The organism is Aeromonas rivipollensis (assembly GCF_037811135.1).
Lineage (GTDB): Bacteria > Pseudomonadota > Gammaproteobacteria > Enterobacterales > Aeromonadaceae > Aeromonas > Aeromonas rivipollensis.
Genome location: NZ_CP149130.1, coordinates 736,214 through 756,170, shown reverse-complemented (window position 1 = coordinate 756,170; position 19,957 = coordinate 736,214). Strand labels below are relative to the sequence as shown.

At 61.0% G+C, this 19,957-nt stretch carries 18 protein-coding genes; 7 read left to right on the top strand and 11 right to left on the bottom strand.

Features of this window, described 5'->3' with window-relative positions; all coding sequences use genetic code 11:
* The first annotated feature begins 407 nt into the window (after nucleotides 1-407).
* Complete coding sequence (locus WIR04_RS03595; protein WP_338890540.1) at nucleotides 408-1,496, top strand: hypothetical protein; 1,089 nt, start codon at nucleotides 408-410, stop codon at nucleotides 1,494-1,496.
* Between the two features lie 251 nt (nucleotides 1,497-1,747).
* On the opposite strand, the gene cysC is transcribed toward WIR04_RS03595, so the two are convergent.
* The 5 genes from cysC to cysG form a co-directional block, all read right to left on the bottom strand.
* A complete protein-coding gene (gene cysC / locus WIR04_RS03590; RefSeq protein WP_338890538.1) occupies nucleotides 1,748-2,338 on the bottom strand; it encodes an adenylyl-sulfate kinase in 591 nt (196 codons plus the stop codon).
* A 159-nt stretch (nucleotides 2,339-2,497) separates the two neighbouring features.
* Nucleotides 2,498-4,222 carry an SLC13 family permease gene (locus WIR04_RS03585; RefSeq protein ID WP_338890536.1) on the bottom strand — a complete coding sequence of 575 codons (1,725 nt, stop codon included), beginning with the start codon at nucleotides 4,220-4,222 and terminating at the stop codon, nucleotides 2,498-2,500.
* 4 nt (nucleotides 4,223-4,226) lie between these two features.
* The gene (gene cysN, locus WIR04_RS03580; RefSeq protein WP_338890534.1) at nucleotides 4,227-5,654 is read right to left on the bottom strand and encodes a sulfate adenylyltransferase subunit CysN; all 1,428 of its coding nucleotides are present in this window, start codon (nucleotides 5,652-5,654) and stop codon (nucleotides 4,227-4,229) included.
* Nucleotides 5,655-5,665: 11 nt separating this feature from the next.
* Nucleotides 5,666-6,574, bottom strand: a complete 909-nt coding sequence (gene cysD / locus WIR04_RS03575) for a sulfate adenylyltransferase subunit CysD (protein ID WP_338890532.1) — start codon at nucleotides 6,572-6,574, stop codon at nucleotides 5,666-5,668.
* A gap of 107 nt (nucleotides 6,575-6,681) precedes the next feature.
* On the bottom strand, nucleotides 6,682-8,112 hold the full coding sequence (cysG, locus tag WIR04_RS03570) for a siroheme synthase CysG (RefSeq protein ID WP_338890530.1): 1,431 nt from the start codon (nucleotides 8,110-8,112) through the stop codon (nucleotides 6,682-6,684).
* 198 nt (nucleotides 8,113-8,310) lie between these two features.
* Between cysG and WIR04_RS03565 the strand changes: the two genes are divergently transcribed.
* Both WIR04_RS03565 and WIR04_RS03560 read left to right on the top strand, forming a co-directional pair.
* Nucleotides 8,311-9,234 (top strand): SPFH domain-containing protein, encoded by a 924-nt coding sequence (locus WIR04_RS03565; protein ID WP_338890528.1) that lies wholly within the window; start codon nucleotides 8,311-8,313, stop codon nucleotides 9,232-9,234.
* Nucleotides 9,231-9,686, top strand: a complete 456-nt coding sequence (locus WIR04_RS03560; protein ID WP_106885852.1) for an NfeD family protein — start codon at nucleotides 9,231-9,233, stop codon at nucleotides 9,684-9,686. The genes WIR04_RS03565 and WIR04_RS03560 overlap by 4 nt, the downstream gene beginning before the upstream one ends.
* Nucleotides 9,687-9,769: 83 nt before the next feature.
* Here WIR04_RS03560 and WIR04_RS03555 read toward each other — a convergent pair whose 3' ends face one another.
* The 3 genes from WIR04_RS03555 to WIR04_RS03545 all read right to left on the bottom strand — a co-directional run bounded on the left by WIR04_RS03555 (nucleotide 9,770) and on the right by WIR04_RS03545 (nucleotide 12,702).
* Nucleotides 9,770-10,003, bottom strand: coding sequence for a hypothetical protein (locus WIR04_RS03555; protein WP_025328222.1), 234 nt, complete (start codon nucleotides 10,001-10,003; stop codon nucleotides 9,770-9,772).
* 309 nt (nucleotides 10,004-10,312) lie between these two features.
* A complete protein-coding gene (locus WIR04_RS03550) occupies nucleotides 10,313-11,362 on the bottom strand; it encodes an oxidoreductase (protein ID WP_338890522.1) in 1,050 nt (349 codons plus the stop codon).
* A 173-nt stretch (nucleotides 11,363-11,535) separates the two neighbouring features.
* Nucleotides 11,536-12,702: a multidrug effflux MFS transporter gene (locus WIR04_RS03545; protein ID WP_162519103.1), complete on the bottom strand. Its 1,167-nt coding sequence runs from the start codon at nucleotides 12,700-12,702 to the stop codon at nucleotides 11,536-11,538.
* Between the two features lie 236 nt (nucleotides 12,703-12,938).
* Here WIR04_RS03545 and rdgB point away from each other — a divergent pair, with 236 nt between their 5' ends.
* Together rdgB and hemW are read left to right on the top strand one after the other, a co-directional pair.
* On the top strand, nucleotides 12,939-13,535 hold the full coding sequence (rdgB, locus tag WIR04_RS03540) for an RdgB/HAM1 family non-canonical purine NTP pyrophosphatase (RefSeq protein WP_025328225.1): 597 nt from the start codon (nucleotides 12,939-12,941) through the stop codon (nucleotides 13,533-13,535).
* A 162-nt stretch (nucleotides 13,536-13,697) separates the two neighbouring features.
* A complete protein-coding gene (gene hemW, locus WIR04_RS03535) occupies nucleotides 13,698-14,843 on the top strand; it encodes a radical SAM family heme chaperone HemW (RefSeq protein WP_338890519.1) in 1,146 nt (381 codons plus the stop codon).
* A 96-nt stretch (nucleotides 14,844-14,939) separates the two neighbouring features.
* Here the strand turns inward: hemW and WIR04_RS03530 are convergent, their stop codons facing one another.
* The 3 genes from WIR04_RS03530 to zntR form a co-directional block, all read right to left on the bottom strand.
* The gene (locus WIR04_RS03530; protein WP_338890517.1) at nucleotides 14,940-15,155 is read right to left on the bottom strand and encodes a ribosome alternative rescue factor ArfA; all 216 of its coding nucleotides are present in this window, start codon (nucleotides 15,153-15,155) and stop codon (nucleotides 14,940-14,942) included.
* 117 nt (nucleotides 15,156-15,272) lie between these two features.
* Nucleotides 15,273-15,812 (bottom strand): dihydrofolate reductase family protein, encoded by a 540-nt coding sequence (locus WIR04_RS03525; protein ID WP_338890515.1) that lies wholly within the window; start codon nucleotides 15,810-15,812, stop codon nucleotides 15,273-15,275.
* Nucleotides 15,802-16,239, bottom strand: a complete 438-nt coding sequence (gene zntR / locus WIR04_RS03520; protein WP_338890513.1) for a Zn(2+)-responsive transcriptional regulator — start codon at nucleotides 16,237-16,239, stop codon at nucleotides 15,802-15,804. Before zntR ends, WIR04_RS03525 begins: the two co-directional genes overlap by 11 nt.
* Nucleotides 16,240-16,674: 435 nt before the next feature.
* On the opposite strand from zntR, the gene purH reads away from it, so the two are divergent.
* A complete protein-coding gene (gene purH, locus WIR04_RS03515) occupies nucleotides 16,675-18,267 on the top strand; it encodes a bifunctional phosphoribosylaminoimidazolecarboxamide formyltransferase/IMP cyclohydrolase (protein ID WP_338890511.1) in 1,593 nt (530 codons plus the stop codon).
* A gap of 102 nt (nucleotides 18,268-18,369) precedes the next feature.
* The gene (gene purD, locus WIR04_RS03510) at nucleotides 18,370-19,659 is read left to right on the top strand and encodes a phosphoribosylamine--glycine ligase (RefSeq protein WP_338890509.1); all 1,290 of its coding nucleotides are present in this window, start codon (nucleotides 18,370-18,372) and stop codon (nucleotides 19,657-19,659) included.
* Nucleotides 19,660-19,957 lie beyond the last annotated feature (298 nt).

Here is a 19,957-nt window from a genome sequence, read left to right as displayed (position 1 = left end):
GTTGGCGCAGAGCGTAGCGAAGCCCAACAGACGAGCATTATCACCTCAACCAGAGCGGGATAAAGATGGATTGGGCAGATCGAGAACACAAATTTTTAGATACGTTTCGCGGTAAACGTTGGGCTTCACTTCGTTCAGCACCAACCTACGATTTTTAGCCCAACATACGAGATGTGTTTGCATACAGTATAGATGCTAGTGGAGCCCTATGTTCGATATAGGGGAAATGCGCCCATTTATCCTACGGTTAATGCGAAAACATTGATGTAACACATTGAAAAAAAATCAAAATATCATTAGTGTGATACATAAAAATTGTCAGGGTATGCGGAACAGCGACATGTTTCTATGTGGAAACATTCCGCATAATAAATTGTTATCTGCTTTTAATATAAATAGGAATTATCGTGTTAACTGATGTTTATAAAAAATTAGTAAAGGAACGTACAGTTCCTGTTGACTTTGTTTCGTATCCAGGCAACCCAGTCGATACGACACTCTTTAATCAAGTAAAATACACAGAAATTGATACCGATGGATTTAAGGTATCACCATTAAAAATTATGCATTCTGCCACTGTGCATTATCAAGGTCGATATCCTAATAGTGTTAGTCTAAGGTTTATAAATTCATTTATTGAAATGATCGCATCAATAGAAAATTATAACTCTGATGGCCTTTTATACTTCAATAATAATGAAAATGGCGAATTTCAGACTAGATCTTCAGAGGTTATAAGTGTTGGTTTATGCATAGCCTTATCTTCAAAGTTATTTGATGTAAACAAAAATAGATTTAGATTAATTGAAGGTGGTGGTAAAAGATGTGATTTCTATATGGTAAAGGACGGCTTGGATTACTTATTGGAAGCTAAGGGGCGAAAAGGGAGTATAAGTTCAGCAGTTAGAGACGTTTTTACAAAGAAGGCTAATTATAATGCGATCTCACCAAAGTACGGAATAATATCAAAAATACCACGTGGTGAAAGTCCAACCTCAATAGAAGTAATTGATCCTGAGTTCATTCCACAAGAGGTGCCAAGAAAGGAATTGATTAGGTTATTATTAATGCACTACTCAAAAGTTGCTGATGTCGCTGGTTTTTGGCGATTGTCGGAGCTCCTTCTAGAAAGATCTCAAGCAATATTTAATGGCGTGGAAATAAGTTTAATCGAAAATAAACAGCTTGATTACGATAACGTATTAAAATTAGGCCGATCGCTAGAGGTATACAACAACGATATTAGCTGTAAAGTCTTCTTTCCTAGAGGTAATAATTCAGGATTTAGAAAAGAATTTGATGGATATGTTTCACTTTATCCAATGGAAGAAAGGCTTATTGAAATTCTTAACTCTCAAAATTATGAAGAATTAATCTCATATAATTATAAAGAGCAAATATTAAATGACTCAGATGATACTTTTATGTCGGTTTCTAATAGTGGCTCAATTTTATTACTGACACCAATAGAAAAATTATACGAAATCAGCAGATAACAAAATGTTTAAGAGTGATTCGCAACGCGTGGCATTTTTACTATGCGTTGGTTTTTGTGGTTAAGGTGATATGCGGAAACTCAGGCATTGCGTTGCTCACACCTTGACAGCCCGTAGGTTCGAATAGCGCAGCGTATTCGGACAATCGCGAATAACCCCGCCGCGATATAAGCAAGGATAGGAAGATCCTCTTGCGGGGTTGCTATCGACCGCTTTGAAGCAGCTCAAGGCTCGCTGGCGCCACTCGGCAATTACAGGTAGTTCCCCTGCCGCAGGGCGGTCAGCAGTTCATCCACCAGCGCTTCCACCGGCTTGCCGGCGTTCAGCAGATGGATTTCCGGCTGCTCGGGGGCCTCGTAGGCGGAGTCGATACCGGTAAAGTTGCGGATCTCCCCGGCTCGCGCCTTCTTGTAGAGCCCCTTGGGGTCGCGCTCTTCGCACACGGCGAGCGGGGCATCCACAAACACCTCGACAAACTCGTCGGCGCCCAGGAGGTTTCGCACCAGAGCCCGCTCGGCACGGAACGGCGAGATAAAGGCGGTGAGCACGATAAGTCCCGCATCCACCATCAGTTTTGCCACTTCGCCGACCCGGCGGATATTCTCCTGGCGGGCGGCGTCATCGAAGCCGAGATCCCCGCACAGGCCGTGGCGCACATTGTCCCCATCCAGCAGATAGGTGTGCTTGCCCGAGGCGGCCAGCGCCTGCTCCAGTGCCCCCGCCAGGGTGGACTTGCCCGCCCCCGATAGCCCGGTGAACCAGATCACCAGGGGCTTTTGCCCCTTCTGCTCGGCCCGGCTCTGTTTGTCGACGGCATGGGCATGCCACACGATATTGCTCATCCAACACTCCTTGATTGGCGCTCACGCCTCAACACTGAAACTGTCCGCCACCACGGGGAGCCGACTCGGACTGTCAGCCGATAACTTGCTGATGCCATGGTATTGCTCATTCAAACTCCTTGGGAGGCATCAAGGCCCCAAAACGAAGAGGGTTGCGCCTTAAAACGGAAACAGCAGGGGCACCATGACGATCACTCCGATGCTGTAGGCCAGGGAGACAGGCACCGCCAGCCTGAGGTAATCCGGCATCTTGTAGTTGCCCGCCGCATAGACCATGAGGTTGGTCTGGTAGCCGTAGGGCAGTATGAAGCTGGAACTCGCCCCGAACAGCACCGCCAGGATAAACGGCATGGTGGAGACGTCCATGCTGAGCGCCAGCTGGTAACCCATGGGGAAGGCCAGAGCCGCGGCGGCGTTGTTGCTCATCAGCTCGGTCAGCACCAGGGTAAACAGGTAGATGCCGATAAAGGCGATGATAGGGCTGGAACCGTTGAACTCCCCCATCAGCCAGTCGGCAATCAACCTGGCCAGGCCGCTCTTCTCCAGCTGATCGGCGATGGCCAGCGCCCCGCCCACCACCAGCCAGATGTCGAGGGGAAAGCGGCGGCGGATCTCGTCCAGGGTCAGGATGCGGGAGAAGAGCAGCACCACCAGCATCACCAGCAGCCCCTTGAACAGCGGCACCAGATCGAACACCGACAGCGCCAGCACCCCGAGAAAGCCCAGCACCACGGCGGCGCTGCGCTTGCCATCGAGCCGGGTGGAGGCCTCCAGCCCGCTCACCACCACGAACTCCCGCGACAGGGACTTGTTGCCCGCAAACTTGGGGCCCGGCGCCAGCAGCAGGGTATCCCCCGCGTGCAGCTCAATCTGGCCGAGGCCGCCGGTGAGCTGGGTCTCGCCCCGGCGCACCGCCAGCACCACCGCATCGAAGTGGGTGCGAAACTCCGCATCCTTGATGGTCTGACCCACCAGCCGCGAGCTGTGGCTGACGATCACCTCCACCAGGTGCTGGCCGTTGAGGCGGTGCTGGCCGTAGAGATCCAGCCCCTTGAGCTCCTGCAGCACGCCGACGCTCTCCACGTCGCCGCAAAACAGCAGCATGTCCCCCTCGTGCAGCTCGTGTTCCGGCTGCACCGGGCAGATCACCTGGTTGCCCCGGATGATCTCGGCGAGGTAGAGGCTTTTGAGGCTGCGCAGGCCGTTCTCCTTGACGCTGCGCCCGGCCATGGGGGAACCGGGGCCCACCTTGGCCTCGAGAAAGTAGCCGGATTCCCGGCTCATCTCTGTGTCCTGCTCCGGCAGGTGGCGGGCAAACAGCAGCACGGCGACAAGGCCGGTCAGCAGGGTTCCCGCCCCCACCATGAAGAAGTCGAACATGCCGAGCGGCGGCGCCCCCATCTTGATGAGGAAGCTGTTGACGATGAGGTTGGTGGAGGTGCCGATCAGGGTCAGCACGCCGCCAAAGGTGGCCGCGAAGCACATGGGCAGCAGCAGCCGGGAGGGGGCATGGTTGGGGTTGCGTTTGACCGCCCCCAGCATGGAGGCCACCACGGCGGTGTTGTTGACGAAGGCCGACAGGAAGGCGGTGGAGAACCACACCTTGACCAGCACCTTGTTGAAGGAGCCGGTGCCCACCAGGTTGGCGAACCAGCTCATGATCCGGGTCTTCTCCACCGCGAGCGACACCAGCAGCAGCAACACCAGGGTCAGCAGGGCGCTGTTGGTGTAGCCCGCCACCACGGCGTTGATGTCCGCCAGGCCGCTCAGATAGGTGATGAGCACGGCGCCCGAGAAGAGCAGCGCCGGCCGGAGTTTGCCCTGGATCAGCAGGGCGACGAGGGCAGCCAGCAGACCCAGCACCAGGGATTGTTGCCAGGTCATGGGCTTACTCCTTGCTTGTGTCGTTACCGATGGCAAGGGCTTGCCAGTGCGGGAAGTGCTTGCGTACCAAGGCGTTGAGCTCGATTTCGAACTCGCTGTAGTGCCCTTTGACTACCTTGGCCGCCAACCCTTCCACTATCATGCCCGCCCCCACTGTGACGTTGGTCAGCCGGTCGATCAGGATGAAGCTGCCGGTATCGCGGATCTCTTTGTAGGGGTCGAACGCCACAGGATCGGTCAGGCTGAATTCGCACAGGCCAATCTCGTTGAGCTTGAGCTCGGAGGCGGGCAGCTCGTCCAGCTTGTTGATCTCGATGCGGTGGCGGATGGCCTCCACCTGACCGCGACTCTTCTTGGTGGCCAGCTTGACGTCGTAGACCCGGCCCGGTTGCAGGGACTCCTCCCCCATCCAGACGATGTGAGCCAGCAGGTTCTGGGTCACCTGGGGCTTTTTCGCCGCATCCACCAGCAGGTCACCCCGGCTGATGTCGATCTCGTCCGCGAAGGTGACGGTGATGGCCTGACCCGGCAGGGCGTAGTCCAGATCCCCATCGAAGGTGACGATGCGGGTGACAGTGCTCTCCTTGCCGGACGGCAGCACCGCCAGCCGGTCGCCGACCCGCAGGATACCGGAGGCGAGCGTGCCCGCGAAGCCGCGAAAATCGAGGTTCGGGCGGTTCACGTACTGCACCGGCAGGCGCACCGGGTGGCGCTCCAGCTCGCGCTCCACTTCGGCAGACTCCAGCAGGGCGAGCAGGGTCTCGCCCTGGTACCAGGCCAGCTTGTCGCTCTGGTTGACCACGTTGTCACCGTCCAGGGCCGAGACCGGCACTATGTGGATGCTGTCGACGCTGAGCTTCTTGGCGAACTCGCGGTACTCCAGGCTGATGCGATCGAACACCTCCTGGCTGAACTCCACCAGGTCCATCTTGTTGACCGCCACCACGAACTGCTTGATGCCGAGCAGGCTGGCGATAAAACTGTGGCGACGGGTCTGATCCAGCACCCCCTTGCGGGCATCGATCAGGATGATGGCGAGATCGCAGGTGGAGGCGCCGGTGGCCATGTTGCGGGTGTACTGCTCGTGGCCCGGGGTGTCCGAGATGATAAATTTGCGCTTGGCGGTGGAGAAATAGCGGTAGGCCACGTCGATGGTGATGCCCTGCTCGCGCTCCGCCTGCAGGCCGTCCACCAGCAGTGCCAGGTCCAGCTTCTCGCCGGTGGTGCCGAGCTTCTGGCTGTCGGACTCCAGCGCCTTGAGCTGATCTTCATAGATCTGCTGGGAGTCGTGCAGCAGGCGGCCGATGAGGGTGCTCTTGCCGTCGTCCACGCTGCCGCAGGTGAGAAAACGCAGCAGGCTCTTGTGCTGCTGGGCGTGCAGGTAGGCTTCAATGCCCTGTTCGCTGATGGCGGTCTGAATATGGTTGTTCATGATGCGATTCCTTAGAAATATCCCTGACGCTTCTTCTGCTCCATGGAGCCGGCCTGATCGTGGTCGATGAGCCGCCCTTGCCGCTCGCTCGAGGTGGTGAGCAGCATCTCTTCGATGATCTCGGGCAGGGTGGTGGCATTGGATTCGATGGCCCCGGTCAGCGGGTAGCAGCCGAGGGTGCGGAAGCGCACCAGCTCCTGCTTCACTTCGTCTTCCGGGCCTATGGGCATGCGCTCGTCATCCACCATGATCTTGATGCCATTGCGCTCCACCACAGGGCGATGGGCGGCAAAGTAGAGCGGCACTATGTCGATGTTCTCGAGATAGATGTATTGCCAGATGTCCAGTTCGGTCCAGTTGGAGAGCGGGAACACACGGATGCTCTCCCCCTTGTTGACCTGGCTGTTGTAGACCCGCCACAGCTCCGGGCGCTGGTTCTTCGGATCCCAGCGGTGGGACTTGTCACGGAAGGAGTAGACCCGCTCCTTGGCGCGGGACTTCTCTTCGTCGCGGCGGGCACCGCCGAAGGCGGCGTCGAAGCCGTGCTGGTTGAGCGCCTGCTTGAGCCCCTCTGTCTTCATGATGTCGGTGTGCTTGCCGCTGCCGTGCACGAAGGGGTTGATGTTCATGGCGAGACCATCCGGGTTCTTGTGGACGATGAGATCCAGCCCGTACTTCCTGGCGGTCTCGTCCCGGAACTTGATCATCTCCTTGAACTTCCAGTTGGTGTCCACGTGCAGCAGGGGGAAGGGGATCTTGCCCGGATAGAAGGCCTTGCGGGCCAGGTGCAGCATGACGGAGGAGTCCTTGCCGATGGAGTACATCATCACCGGGTTTTCAAATTCGGCGGCCACCTCGCGGATGATGTGGATGCTCTCGGCTTCCAGCTGTTGCAGGTGTGTCAGTCTTTCACGGTCCATGTCTGGGTCCTCGGTTCATTGCTATCGCGCCGGCTCGGGGCGCTGTTCTGGTTCAGTTCGGTGCCGCCTTGGCCGCACCGTCTAATCGGTTGCTGTCGTGGCCGGGCTCAGGCCAGGCTCACCAGCTTCAGTTCGTGGCGGCTCGCCTCTGTTTCGGTCTGCTCGCCACCCTGCTCGCCAAACCAGGCGAGCTGCTTGCGCAGAGCCACCACCTCGCCGATGACGATGAGCGACGGGCTAACTGCCTGCTCGGCCAGTACGGCAAGGTCAGCCAGGGTGCCGGTCAGCACGCGCTGACGGGCGGTGGTGCCCCGCTCTATGATGGCGATAGGGGTGACCTGGCCTCGGCCATGGCTCACCAGCTGTTGCTGGATGTGCTCGGAGCGCATCAGCCCCATGTAGATGACCAGGGTCTGGTTGGTGGCGGCGAGCTGCTGCCAGTCGGGCTCCTTGCCCTCCTTCTGACAGTGGCCGGTGATGAAGACGGCACTCTGGGCATGGTCGCGGTGGGTGAGCGGTATGCCCGCATAGGCGGTGGCGCCAGCGGCGGCCGTGATGCCGGGCACCACCGAGAAGGGGATACCTTCCTCTGCCAGCACTTCCAGCTCCTCACCGCCGCGGCCGAACATGAAGGGATCTCCCCCCTTGAGCCGCACCACACGGTTGCCCGCCCTGGCGTATTCCACCAGCAGGCGATTGGTCTCCTCCTGGGGCACGCTGTGGGCACCGGCCTTCTTGCCGACCGACACCAGGGTGGCGTCCCGGCGCACCAGGTCCAGGATCTCCGGGGAGACCAGCTGGTCATAGAGCACCACTTCAGCCTGCTGGATCTGTTGCAGCGCCTTGAGGGTCAGCAGGCCAGGATCCCCTGGGCCCGCCCCCACCAGCACCACCTCGCCCACTTCGCTTTGGGCTTTGTCGAGCCCCTCATTGAGCCAACCCTCTGCCCCCTGCCAATCCTCTTTCTCAATCAGACCGGCGAGGGTGTTGGAGGCAAATGCCCGCTCCCAGAAGCGGCGGCGATCCGAGAGAGAAGCAAGCACCCGCTTGGCCTTGACCCGCACCCGGCCCGAGAGCTCGGCCAGTCCACCGAGATGGCGGGGCAGCAGGCTCTCGAGCCGCTCGCGCAGCAGGCGCACCAGCACGGGGGCCTTACCGCCGCTGGAGACGGCCACCATCAGGGGCGAGCGGTCGATGATCGAGGGGAAGATAAAGCTGGAACGCTCGGGGTCGTCCACCACATTCACAAAGAGCCCGAGCTGGTTGGCGCTCTGATAGACGAGGGCGTTGACCTCGAGGCTGTCGGTGGCGGCCACCACCAGGATCTGGCCGGCCAGATGAGCCGGGCTGAAACGCTCGACCAGATGGGTGAAACGGCCGGCAAATTCGGCGAATTCGGGTTCAGTCTCGGGAGAAACCAGGGTCAGCCGGGCACCTGCCGCCAGCAGCAGGCGCGCCTTGCGCAGGGCAACCTCGCCCCCGCCCACCAGCAATACCGGGCGGCCTTCCAACCTGGCAAACATAGGTAAATAATCCATCAGGGCCCACTCCTCGGCATACGACGACATCTGGGGCGACTATAGGCAGGAGTCCTTATCCCTCAAAATAATAAAAAATGCTCTTTAATGCGTTTTAGTAATTAGTAAAACCATGTCGTGGCAAAGGGGAGCGAATGTCCTTGTGGTGGTTCGCACCAGACTCTAGGCTAGTGAAAGTGTTTCATAAGGAGCTTTACCATGAATGAGTCATTGATTGTGCTGGGGATCTTCGTGTTCCTGGTGCTGGCCACCCTGAGCGCGGGCATCAAGATAGTGCCCCAGGGTTTCAACTGGACTGTGGAGCGCTTCGGCCGCTACACCCGTACCCTCTCCCCCGGTCTCAACCTGCTGATCCCCTATGTGGACAGAGTCGGCCACAAGATCATCATGATGGAGCAGGTGCTGGACATCCCGGCCCAGGAGGTGATCTCCCGGGACAACGCCAACGTCACCATAGACGCCATCAGCTTCGTGCAGGTGGTGGATGCCCGAAAGGGAGCCTATGAGGTCAACGATCTCACCAGCGCCATCCGCAATCTCACCATGACCAACATGCGCACCGTGCTCGGTGCCATGGAGCTGGACGAGATGCTCTCCCAGCGCGACACCATCAACGAGAAGCTGCTGCGCACCATGGATGCCGCCACCGCCCCCTGGGGCATCAAGGTGACCCGGATCGAGATCAAGGATGTGCGCCCGCCGCTGGCCCTGGTGGAAGCCATGAATGCCCAGATGAAGGCCGAGCGGCAGAAGCGGGCCGAGGTGCTGGAGGCCGAAGGGGTACGCCAGTCCAAGATCCTGAAAGCGGAAGGGGAGAAGCAGTCCCAGATCCTCAAGGCCGAGGGGGAACGTCAGGCCGCCTTCCTCGCCGCCGAGGCGCGGGAGCGTGCCGCCGAGGCGGAAGCCAAGGCGACCCATATGGTCTCAAAAGCTATAGCGGAAGGGGATATGCAGGCCATCAACTACTTCGTGGCCCAGAAATACACAGAGGCGCTAGCCCGCATCGGTGAGGGGCCCAACAGCAAGATCATCATGATGCCGCTGGAGGCGGGCAGCCTGATTGGCTCGGTGGCGGGCATGGCCGAGCTGTTCAACAAAGATGGCAAGGTCGACAAGTCATGACAGCCCTGTTCGAGGGGCTGACCCACTGGCACTGGCTGGGGCTCGGCTTCGTGCTGCTGGCCATCGAAGTGCTGGGGTCGGTGGGCTTTCTGCTCTGGACCGGCATAGCCGCGCTGGAAGTGGGGCTGATCCTGCTGCTCTGGCCCTTCGGCTGGCAGGCCCAGCTGCTGTTGTTTGCGGCGCAGTCCCTGGTGACCACCTGGGCCTGGTGGCGCTGGCAGCACAAGCGCGACCGCTCGAGCCGCGATGCGGCCGCCCCCATCAACGAGCGGATGCAGAGCTATCTGGGGCGGGAGCTGACACTGCTGGATGAGGTGAGCCAGGGCACCAGCCGGGTGCATCTGGATGACACCGTCTGGACGGTGCGCTGCCCTGTGCCGCTGCCGGCGGGCAGCCGGGTCAAGGTGGTGGGGGCCGACTCCCACATACTGCTGGTGGAGCCGCTGCCCTGACCGGGCAGTATCTGCCCCCACAGTGGCCATAAAAAAACGGGCCCGGCGTTACCGCCGGGCCCGTTTTTTTATGAGGTGCAGGCTTAGTTGGCCTTGGCATCGCTCACAGCAGCTTCTGCCTTGGTGGCCACGTCAGCAGCAGCCTTCTCGACGGTAGCAGACGCTTCGGAAGCGGCCTTCTCTACGGTAGAGGCAGCTTCGCTAACAGTTGCAGCAACGTCGGCGGCCGGAGTAGCAGCCGGAGCGGCGGCTTCTTCTTTCTGACCACAGGCGGTCAACATCAGACCCAGGATACCGGCTACCAGTACTTTGTTCATGTGCATACCCTCAAAAAAAGATGGAGAGATGGTGTCAATGACCATCACTGTGCGTCTTCGCTCCCGGTAAAACAGCCAGCCACCGGGAGTCAGGAGGCGCGCGAAATATATCCCCATATGCGGCCAATGAAAACGCGTATCACAATGATATTTTCTCGTTGGCTAGATAAAAAGAACTACTGCAACGACAAATATTAATACAATACGCCTTTATTGACGCGCAACAGCACGATTAAACACCAACAAGAGAACGATTGTCAGTCAATCATTGCCATTTCGGCAGCCGTCATCGGTATCGTGAAAGGCCCCTCAGTCAGACAGCTTCTGACAAATCAGCCGCCGCCCCTGGCTGTCGCTCTCTCTGGCCAGATCCAGCAGCGCCATCACCGCCAGGGCCTCCACAGCGGGCACAGGGTTGCCCGCCTCCCCCCTGATGGCGGCGCAGACACCGCGGTAGTAGGCGCCGTAATCCCCGGCCTCCCCGCTCACCGCCTGCACCGAGGGCTGCCCCTCCACCATGCGGCTGAGCTGGCCGGGTTCGGGATCCAGGCCCCAGTTCGCCGCGGGCGGGCGCAGGCCGAGCTTGAGCTGCTCCTCCTGCACATCCATGCCGAACTTGATAAAGGATCCTTCGCTGCCGTGGATGACGAAGCGTGGCATGGTGGCAGAGACCAGACAGCTGCCGTGCAGTATCACCCGAAGCGCGCCGTAGCCCAGCACCACGTGGAAGTAGTCATCGCTCAGTGCCCCCGGGCGCTGGGCGGCCAAATCCGCCTGGATCCAGTCAGGCTGGCCGAACAGTTGCAACGCCTGGTCCAGGATGTGGGGACCGAGATCGAACCAGAGCCCGGAACCCGGGCCGCCCGCTTCGCGCCAGCGCTGGCGCACTTCGGGGCGATAGCGGTCGAAGTGGGATTCAAATTGGGCGATCTGGCCCAGGGCACCTTCTGCCAGCAGGCGGCGCACAGTGAGGAAATCCCCGTCCCAGCGCCTGTTGTGGAAGATGCTGAGCAGCCGCTGCTGCTTCCCGGCCAGCTCGACGAGCGCTTGCGCTTCGGCCAGATCCAGGGCGAACGGCTTGTCGATCACCACGTGCTTGCCCGCCAGCAGGGCCTGACGGGCGATGGGGGCATGGGTATCGTTGGGGGTCGCTATCACCACCAGATCGACAGTGCTGTCGGCCAGCACCTCGTCCAGCGAGCCGACGCGGCAACCGGGCAGCTCGGCCTGCACCTTGGCGGCATCACGGCTCACTACCCAGCGCAGGGCAAGCCCCGGGGTGCTGGTCAGGAAGGGGGCGTGGAAGGTCTGTCCTGCAAAGCCGTAGCCCACCAGGGCGGCGTTGATTGTCTGACTCATGGGATTCTCCGCTGAACTGTCCAATATGATAGGCACCTGATGATAGACACCTGGCGAGGTTGCGCCCAAAAAAGAAGGGGGCCTAAAGCCCCCGTTTCGTTCATCAGAGCACAGGATTTATTGCCTGTGCAAGCGACGTTATCCATCAACGCCGGGGGTTGTGCCCCCGCGCATCAAGGCTGCAAGCAGAGGCGACGACCCTGCCGCGTCATCAGCATCAGCAAGGGGGGCAGCAGCAGCCACATGTGCAGTGCCAACTGGCTCAGGGGATCCGGCATCAGCCATCCGGTGATCCCCACCAGGGCGCCGGAGCCGCTCATCTGGAACAGGCCGAGCAGGGCTGCGGCGGTGCCGGCGCAGTGGCCGAAGGGGGCCAGCGCCATGCCGGCTGCGGCACCCAGTATCATGGCGAAGCCGATGCTGGAGAGGAATACGGGCCCCATCATCGCCAGCGGATGAGCCAGGTGCATGGTCAGCGTCAGCAGGATCGCCGACAGCAGCAGCACCAGCAGGCCGATACGCAGGGTGCGTCTCGGTCCTACCCTGGCGATGAAGCGCGGCGCCAGGAAGCAGGCCAGGATGTTGAGCGCCGCATTGGCGGTGAACCAGTAGCTGAACCCATTCATGTCCAGACCCAGCTTCACCATCAGCTGTACCGGCGCCGCCGTGACATAGGCCAGGATCACCGCCATCGCCAGCATGCAGAGCGCCGCGTTGAACAGGAAGCTCGGGGAGCGCAGCACAGGGCTGTAGCGGGACCAGCTGATGAGCGGGCCGCTGCTGCTGGTCTCCTCTGGGCGAGTCTCCGGCATGCGCCACAGCAGCCAGCTGCCGACCACAACGGCGTACCCGGCCATAAACCAGAAGTTGGCCGACCAACCCGCCTTGGCAGTGAGCCAGCCACCGAGCAGGGGTGCCAGGGCGGGGATAAAGCAGATGGCGCCGTTCAGGTAGGAGATCATCTGACCGCTCTTCTTGGGGCCATAGCTGTCCCGCACCACCGAGAAGGCGGCGACCGAGGTGGCGCAGGCACCGAAGCCTTGCAGCACCCGCGCCAGCATCAGCTCACCCAGGCTGGCGGCAAAGCCCGCGGCCAGGGCGCTCAGCCCGTAGAGCAGCACGCCGCCAAGGGCGATGGGCTTGCGGCCGTAGCGGTCGGCGAGCGGCCCCACCAGCAGTTGACCCAGCCCCATGCTGAACAGGAACCAGGTGATGGTGCCCTGCATCAGGGTCACCTCGGCCCCCAGCTGCTCGGCCATCTGCGGGATGGCGGGCAGATAGATGTCGATGGCCAGCGGGCTGAACAGCACCAGTAGTACAAGCAGAAGAATCAATGGCATCAGTCACCTCAAGCCCTAGGGGGAAAATCGATTGGTGCGCGAGTCTACTGACTCAGAGTAATGAATTGAAATGGTATTTAATCACTTTGGTTATTCCCATGGGGAAAGATGTATTTTATCCACCTCTCATCGCGGCCAGGGCGGCCCTCATCCGGTGCCGGATTGCAGGCAATTGGCGCTTTTCCTAAACCCCTGCCCCGCATAGAATGCGCAGATTATTTTTGCGGAGGTGCGTGATGAACAAGCTTGTCCTGGCAACAGGGAACCAGAAAAAGGTGAAGGAATTGGCCGCCATGCTGGCCGATATGAAGATCCAGGTGATCCCACAGAGCGAGTTTGCGGTCTCCGATGCCGACGAGACCGGCACCACCTTCGTCGAGAATGCCATCATCAAGGCACGCCACGCCGCCCGCATCACGGGCCTGCCCGCCGTCGCTGACGACTCAGGTCTCGAAGTGGACCTGCTGCACGGTCGCCCCGGCGTCTACTCCGCCCGCTTTGCCGGTGCCGGTGCCAGCGACAAGGAGAACATCGACAAGCTGCTGGCCGAGCTGCAAGGGGCACCCGACTACCTCAAGAGCGCCCGTTTCTGGTGCGTGCTGGTCTATATGCGCCACGCCGACGATCCCACTCCCATAATCTGCCAGGCTAGCTGGGAGGGGATGATCATCGACGAACCCCGTGGCCAGCACGGCTTTGGCTATGATCCCGTCTTCTTCGTGCCGGATCACGACTGCACCTCGGCCCAGATGCCGGCGGAGCTCAAGAACCAGCTCAGCCATCGCGGCCAGGCCCTGGCCAAGCTCAAGGCGGCGCTGGCCGCGGCGCACTGAGACCCGACCGGGCTCCGGGATACGCCGGCCAGCATTTCATCTACAATGGGGGCCGTCGGCCCCCGTGTTGCTTATGGCCTCCCGGCTCAACGAGCGCAGGCCCTCATTGACCATGGGGAGCCAGCCAGGCCCCCGTTTTGATTTTTGATTATTGGAAACCCCATGCTGCAACTGCCGCCCCTCTCCCTCTATATCCATGTGCCCTGGTGCGTCCAGAAGTGCCCCTACTGCGACTTCAACTCCCACGCCCAGAAGGGGGAACTGCCCCACCTCGAGTACGTGGCCGCCCTGCTGGAGGATCTGAGCCAGGATCTGCACTGGGCCCAGGGGCGTCCGCTCTCCTCCATCTTTATCGGCGGTGGTACGCCGAGTCTGCTCTCCGTGGAAGCCATGCAGGCGCTGCTGGACGGGGTGCGCGCCCGCATCCCCCTGACCCCGGATTGCGAGATCACCATGGAGGCCAACCCTGGCACGGTTGAGGCGGACAAGTTCGCCGGCTTCCAGCGCGCTGGCATCAACCGCATCTCCATCGGGGTACAGAGCTTCCAGCAGGAGAAGCTGACCCGCCTCGGCCGCATCCACGGCCCGGAGGAGGCACGCAAGGCCGCCGAACTGGCCCATGCCATCAAGTTGCCCACCTTCAACCTGGATCTGATGCACGGCCTGCCGGATCAGAGCCTGGAGGACGCCCTCTATGATCTGCAGCAGGCCATGGACTGCGCGCCACCACACCTCTCCTGGTATCAGCTCACCATAGAGCCGAACACGGCGTTCGCCTCCAAACCGCCCAAGCTGCCAGAGGATGACACCCTGTGGGACATCTATGAGCAGGGTCACGCCATGCTCACCGCCCGGGGTTATCAGCAGTACGAGATCTCGGCCTACGCCAAGGCGGGCTATCAATGCCGCCACAACCTCAACTACTGGCGCTTTGGCGACTATCTGGGCATAGGCTGCGGCGCCCACGGCAAGGTGACGGATCTCGCGAACCAGCAGATCCTGCGCACCGCCAAGGTGAAGCACCCCAAGGGTTATCTGGACCCTGCCCGCCCCTATCTGGACAGCCAGTGGCAGGTGAGCGCGGACGATCTGCCGCTGGAGTACTTCATGAACAGGTTCAGACTGTTCGAGCCCGCCCCCAAGGCGGAGTTCGAGGCCTATACCGGACTGCCGCTGGAGCGGGTGGAAACCATGCTCGCCATTGCCCAGACCAAAGAGCTTATCGAAGACTTGGGGGAGTGCTGGCAGCTGACGTCCCTCGGCCATCGCTATCTCAACGTCTTGCTCGAGCTCTTTATGGACGAATAAGCCGACGGGGCATCAAGGTCTGGCTTCACCGCCAAAACAAAGAGGGTGCCCATGGCACCCTCTCTGTTTCAGTCATGCCTGGCGGCAGAAACCCGCTCAGCAGCAGACGCGTACCATCTGCTGCTGACCGGGCTCCCACCGCTTGCCGTGTTTGGCCTTGCGCTGGTAGCTCCCCTTGCCCTTCTTGCTTGGCTCGACCCTGGCCTGAAACAGGGTTGAGGTCACCAATGCCTTGAGGTGATTGTCCTGGATGACGCCCCGCCCATGATCGTGGGCCTGATCGATGATATCGACCCGCTTCTTCTTGGCCATATTGGCTCCTGTCTGTGTGGTTGAAACTGGCTAAAAATACGCCAGTGGAAATAAAAACGCGCCGATTGTGCGCCTCCCGGCCCCCGAGTGCAAGAGGCCGGGGCTGATTGCCCAGGCTCAGGGAGCGGGCCGGTAGACCACCCGCACCAGGCCGCTCGCCAGCACGACGCTGGACACCGGCGTGAGCCGCCCGGGCAGGGCACCAGCAAACAGGGAAACACCGCGCCCCAGGGTGACCGGCACCCAGAACAGGGTCAGCTCGTCGACGACCCCGGCCTGCAACCCCTGGCGCACCAGATCGCCGCCGTCCAGGTAGAGGTGGCGGCTTCCCGCCTGCCAAAGCTCCCCGAGCACCTGCGCCAGCGCCCCCTGCCGGAAGGAGACGTGCTCACGGGGAGCGGCGGGTCTGTGGGTCAGTACCACCACAGGTTTGTCGCCATAAAACCACTCGGGAAAGGCGCTCACTATGTCGTAGGTGTTGCGCCCCATCAGCAGGGTATCCGCACTAGCCATCAGGGCGCTGTAGCCAGTCTCCTCCTGGGCGTCGCCGTTGTAGGGTTCCAGCCAGGCGAGATCGTTCCCCTCCCCGGCGATAAAGCCGTCGAGGGAGAGGGCGAGAAAGGCGGAGATCCGGGGTCGGTGCAGCTCAGTGTTCATGGTCGTGATGTTCGTGACGGGAAGGGGTGCCGGACTCCAGGGTCTCCAGAATGGCGCAGTGCTCCGCCGAGCGAGGGCCGCCGCAGCAGATGTCGGAGAGCGCCTTCAGGTTCTCCCGAAAGCGGGTCAGCTCGACAATCTTCTGCTCCACCTGTTCGAGCTTGGTGTCGGCCACCGCCTTCACCTCCTGACAGGTGACGCTGGCCTTGTTGGTGTCGAGGGCGAGCAGCTCGCCGATGTCCGCCAGGGAGAAGCCCACCGACTTGGCGCGGATGATGAACTCCAGTCGCCGCCTGTCCTGCTCCCCATAGAGGCGGTAACCCGACTCGTTGCGGATCCCCGGCGAGATGAGTCCGTTCTTCTCGTAAAAGCGCAGGGTGTCCGCCTTCACCCCGCACGCCTTGGCCAGTTCCCCGATCCGATACATAACCCTCTCCCCGACATGGCATAGCGCCCAAAATGGTACTCAATATAAACCGGCATCCACTATCGCCCCTTTGCCCGGCGATTGCCAGCCAAAGGCAGGAAAGCGGCAGCCAACCCTGGCCTTCCCGGCTCTTTATCCTCAAAACACTGAAAAGACAAACGTTTCACAAAAAATCACCGGAAAACGTTTAACACCGCACCACACAAGGCTTTGTCTCTTTAAAAAATCCACCACGGCTCACATTTTTTGTGTAGAATACGCGCCCACAAGAGAGCGTCGCGTCAAGCGGGCATTTCCTAAAACGCTTTTGCCAACCCCCGGCTCGCCGGGCGAGAGTGGTTTGCGAAATCCCCCACTTCCATTTATTTGGGGACTCTCTGTGTTGAGCCTCGCCTCCCATGGAACGGTCCCCGTTATGCTGAGGACGATAGTGTGATGGAACAAGCTCGACCCATTCGCCGTGCGCTGCTGAGTGTGTCTGACAAGACTGGCATCCTGGAATTTGCCAAGGCACTCAACGAACGTGGTGTGGCCCTGCTCTCCACCGGCGGTACCGCCAAGCTGCTGGCCGACGCGGGCCTGCCGGTGACCGAGGTCTCCGACTACACCGGCTTCCCCGAGATGATGGACGGCCGGGTCAAGACCCTGCATCCCAAGGTGCACGGTGGCATCCTCGGCCGCCGCGATCGGGATGACGCCATCATGGCCCAGCACGCTATCTCCCCCATCGACATGGTCGTCGTCAACCTCTATCCCTTCGCCGCCACAGTGGCCAAGCCCGATTGCACCCTGGAAGACGCCGTCGAGAACATCGACATCGGCGGCCCGACCATGGTCCGCTCCGCCGCCAAGAACCACAAAGACGTGACCATCGTCGTCAAGGCTGCCGATTACGGACGTGTGATCGCCGAGATGGATGGCAACGGCAACAGCCTGACCCTGGCTACCCGCTTCGATCTGGCCATCGCGGCCTTCGAGCACACCGCCGCCTACGACGGCATGATAGCCAACTACTTCGGCACCCTGGTCCCCTCTTACGGCGACAACAAGGAGGGCGACGCCGAGTCTCGCTTCCCGCGCACCTTCAACGCCCAGTTCATCAAGAAGCAGGACATGCGCTACGGCGAGAACAGCCACCAGGCTGCCGCCTTCTACGCCGAAGAGCAGGCCGCACCTGGCTCGGTGGCCAGCGCCATCCAGCTGCAGGGCAAGGCGCTCTCCTACAACAACATCGCCGACACAGACGCGGCGCTGGAGTGCGTGAAGGAGTTCGCCGAGCCGGCCTGCGTCATCGTCAAGCACGCCAATCCCTGTGGCGTCGCCATCGGTGAGGATCTGCTGGGTGCCTATGATCGCGCCTACCAGACCGACCCCACCTCCGCCTTTGGCGGCATCATCGCCTTCAACCGCGAGCTGGATGGTGCCACTGCTGCGGCCATCGTCGCCCGCCAGTTCGTCGAGGTGATCATCGCCCCCAGCATCAGCCAGGCAGCCCGCGACGCTGTCGCCGCCAAGCAGAACGTGCGCCTGCTCGAATGCGGCCACTGGACTGCCCCGGCCCAAGGCTTTGACCTCAAGCGTGTCAACGGCGGTCTGCTGGTGCAGGAGCGGGATCACGGCATGGTCACACTGGGGGATCTGACAGTGGTCAGCCAGCGTCAGCCGACCGAGGCCGAACTCAAGGACCTGCTGTTCTGCTGGAAGGTCGCCAAGTTCGTCAAGTCCAACGCCATCGTCTACGCCAAAGACGGCCAGACCATAGGCGTCGGCGCTGGCCAGATGAGCCGGGTCTACTCCGCCAAGATCGCCGGCATCAAGGCCGAGGATGAAGGGCTGGCAGTGGCGGGCTCCGTCATGGCCTCCGACGCCTTCTTCCCGTTCCGCGACGGCATCGATGCCGCCGCCGCCGCGGGCATCTCCTGCGTCATCCAGCCGGGTGGTTCCATGCGCGACAACGAGGTGATCGAGGCCGCCAACGAGCACGGCATGTGCATGGTGTTCACCAACATGCGCCATTTCCGTCACTGATGAGTCAGGGCCGCCACTGGCGGCCCTTTTGTTGTCTCTTTTCAACTGACTATTTTCAACCGCTGCCCCAGGCGGTTATCACAAATAGAAGCGAGCGATACGATGAAAGTACTGATCATTGGCAACGGCGGCCGTGAGCACGCCCTGGCCTGGAAGGCCAAGCAATCCCCCATGGTGACCCGGGTGTTCGTCGCCCCCGGCAATGCCGGCACCGCCCACGAGGGCAGCATAGAGAACGTCGCCATAGAGGCGACCGACATCCAGGCCCTGCTGGCCTTCGCCAAGGCCCAGCAGATAGGTCTCACCATAGTCGGGCCGGAAGCCCCCCTGGTGAAAGGGGTAGTGGATGCCTTCCGTGCCGAAGGGCTCGCCATCTTCGGCCCGACCGCCGCCGCCGCCCAGCTGGAGGGCTCCAAGGCCTTCGCCAAGGACTTCCTGGCGCGCCACGCCATCCCCACTGCCGACTACCAGAACTTCACCGAGGTGGAGCCGGCGCTGGCCTACCTGCGCGAGAAGGGCGCCCCCATCGTCATCAAGGCTGACGGTCTGGCCGCCGGCAAGGGCGTCATCGTCGCCATGACCCTCGAAGAGGCGGAAGCGGCGGTGCGTGACATGCTCTCCGGCAATGCCTTCGGCGATGCCGGCGCCCGGGTGGTGATCGAGGAGTTCCTGGACGGGGAAGAGGCGAGCTTCATCGTCATGGTGGATGGCGAGCACGTGCTGCCCATGGCCACCAGCCAGGATCACAAGCGGGTCGGCGACGGCGACACCGGCCTCAACACCGGCGGCATGGGGGCCTACTCCCCGGCGCCCGTGGTGACAGATGCGGTGCATCAACGCGTGATGGAGCAGGTGATCATGCCGACGGTGCGCGGCATGGCGGCCGAGGGCAACGTCTACACCGGCTTCCTCTACGCCGGCCTGATGATAGACCCCCAGGGCAACCCCAAGGTGATCGAGTTCAACTGCCGCTTCGGCGACCCCGAGACCCAGCCCATCATGCTGCGGATGCGCTCCGATCTGGTGGAGCTGTGCCTGGCCGCCTGTGCCGGCAAGCTGGATCAGGTCGAAGCCATCTATGATCCCCGCGTCGCCATCGGTGTGGTGCTGGCGGCGGGCGGTTACCCCGGTGACTACCCGCAGGGCAAGCCCATCAGCGGCCTGCCGGTGGAAGAGGCGAGCGGCGAGAAGGTATTCCATGCCGGCTCCCAGCTGGCGGGAGACACCATAGTCACCGCCGGTGGCCGCGTGCTCTGCGCCACCGCGCTGGGCCACACCGTCGCCGAGGCGCAGCAACGCGCCTACCAGCTGGCGGGTCGCATCCAGTGGGACGGTGTCTTCTACCGCAAGGACATCGGCTGGCGCGCCATCGAGCGCGAGCAGGCCAAGTAAAGGCCGCCTCCCCCCATAGAACACAAGGGCCTGCGGGCCCTTTTTGCTGCCGGGGCCGCCCTGCCAGCCCCAGACTTCCCCCTAAGCCCGACATGGTGGTGGCAAGGCGGCATCCATTCCCTTGGCACCGCTCACTGCCTAGGGCACGTGGCCCCGGGTTGCCACCCTTTTTCCGCCCCCGGCTCACCCCTTCTGACTACATATGTACAGCACAATGCACACATTTCGTCACAATTGGTCGCACTTTCCCCATACAATTGCCCCGCTTTCATGGCATCATGCTGTATGATACCGCACT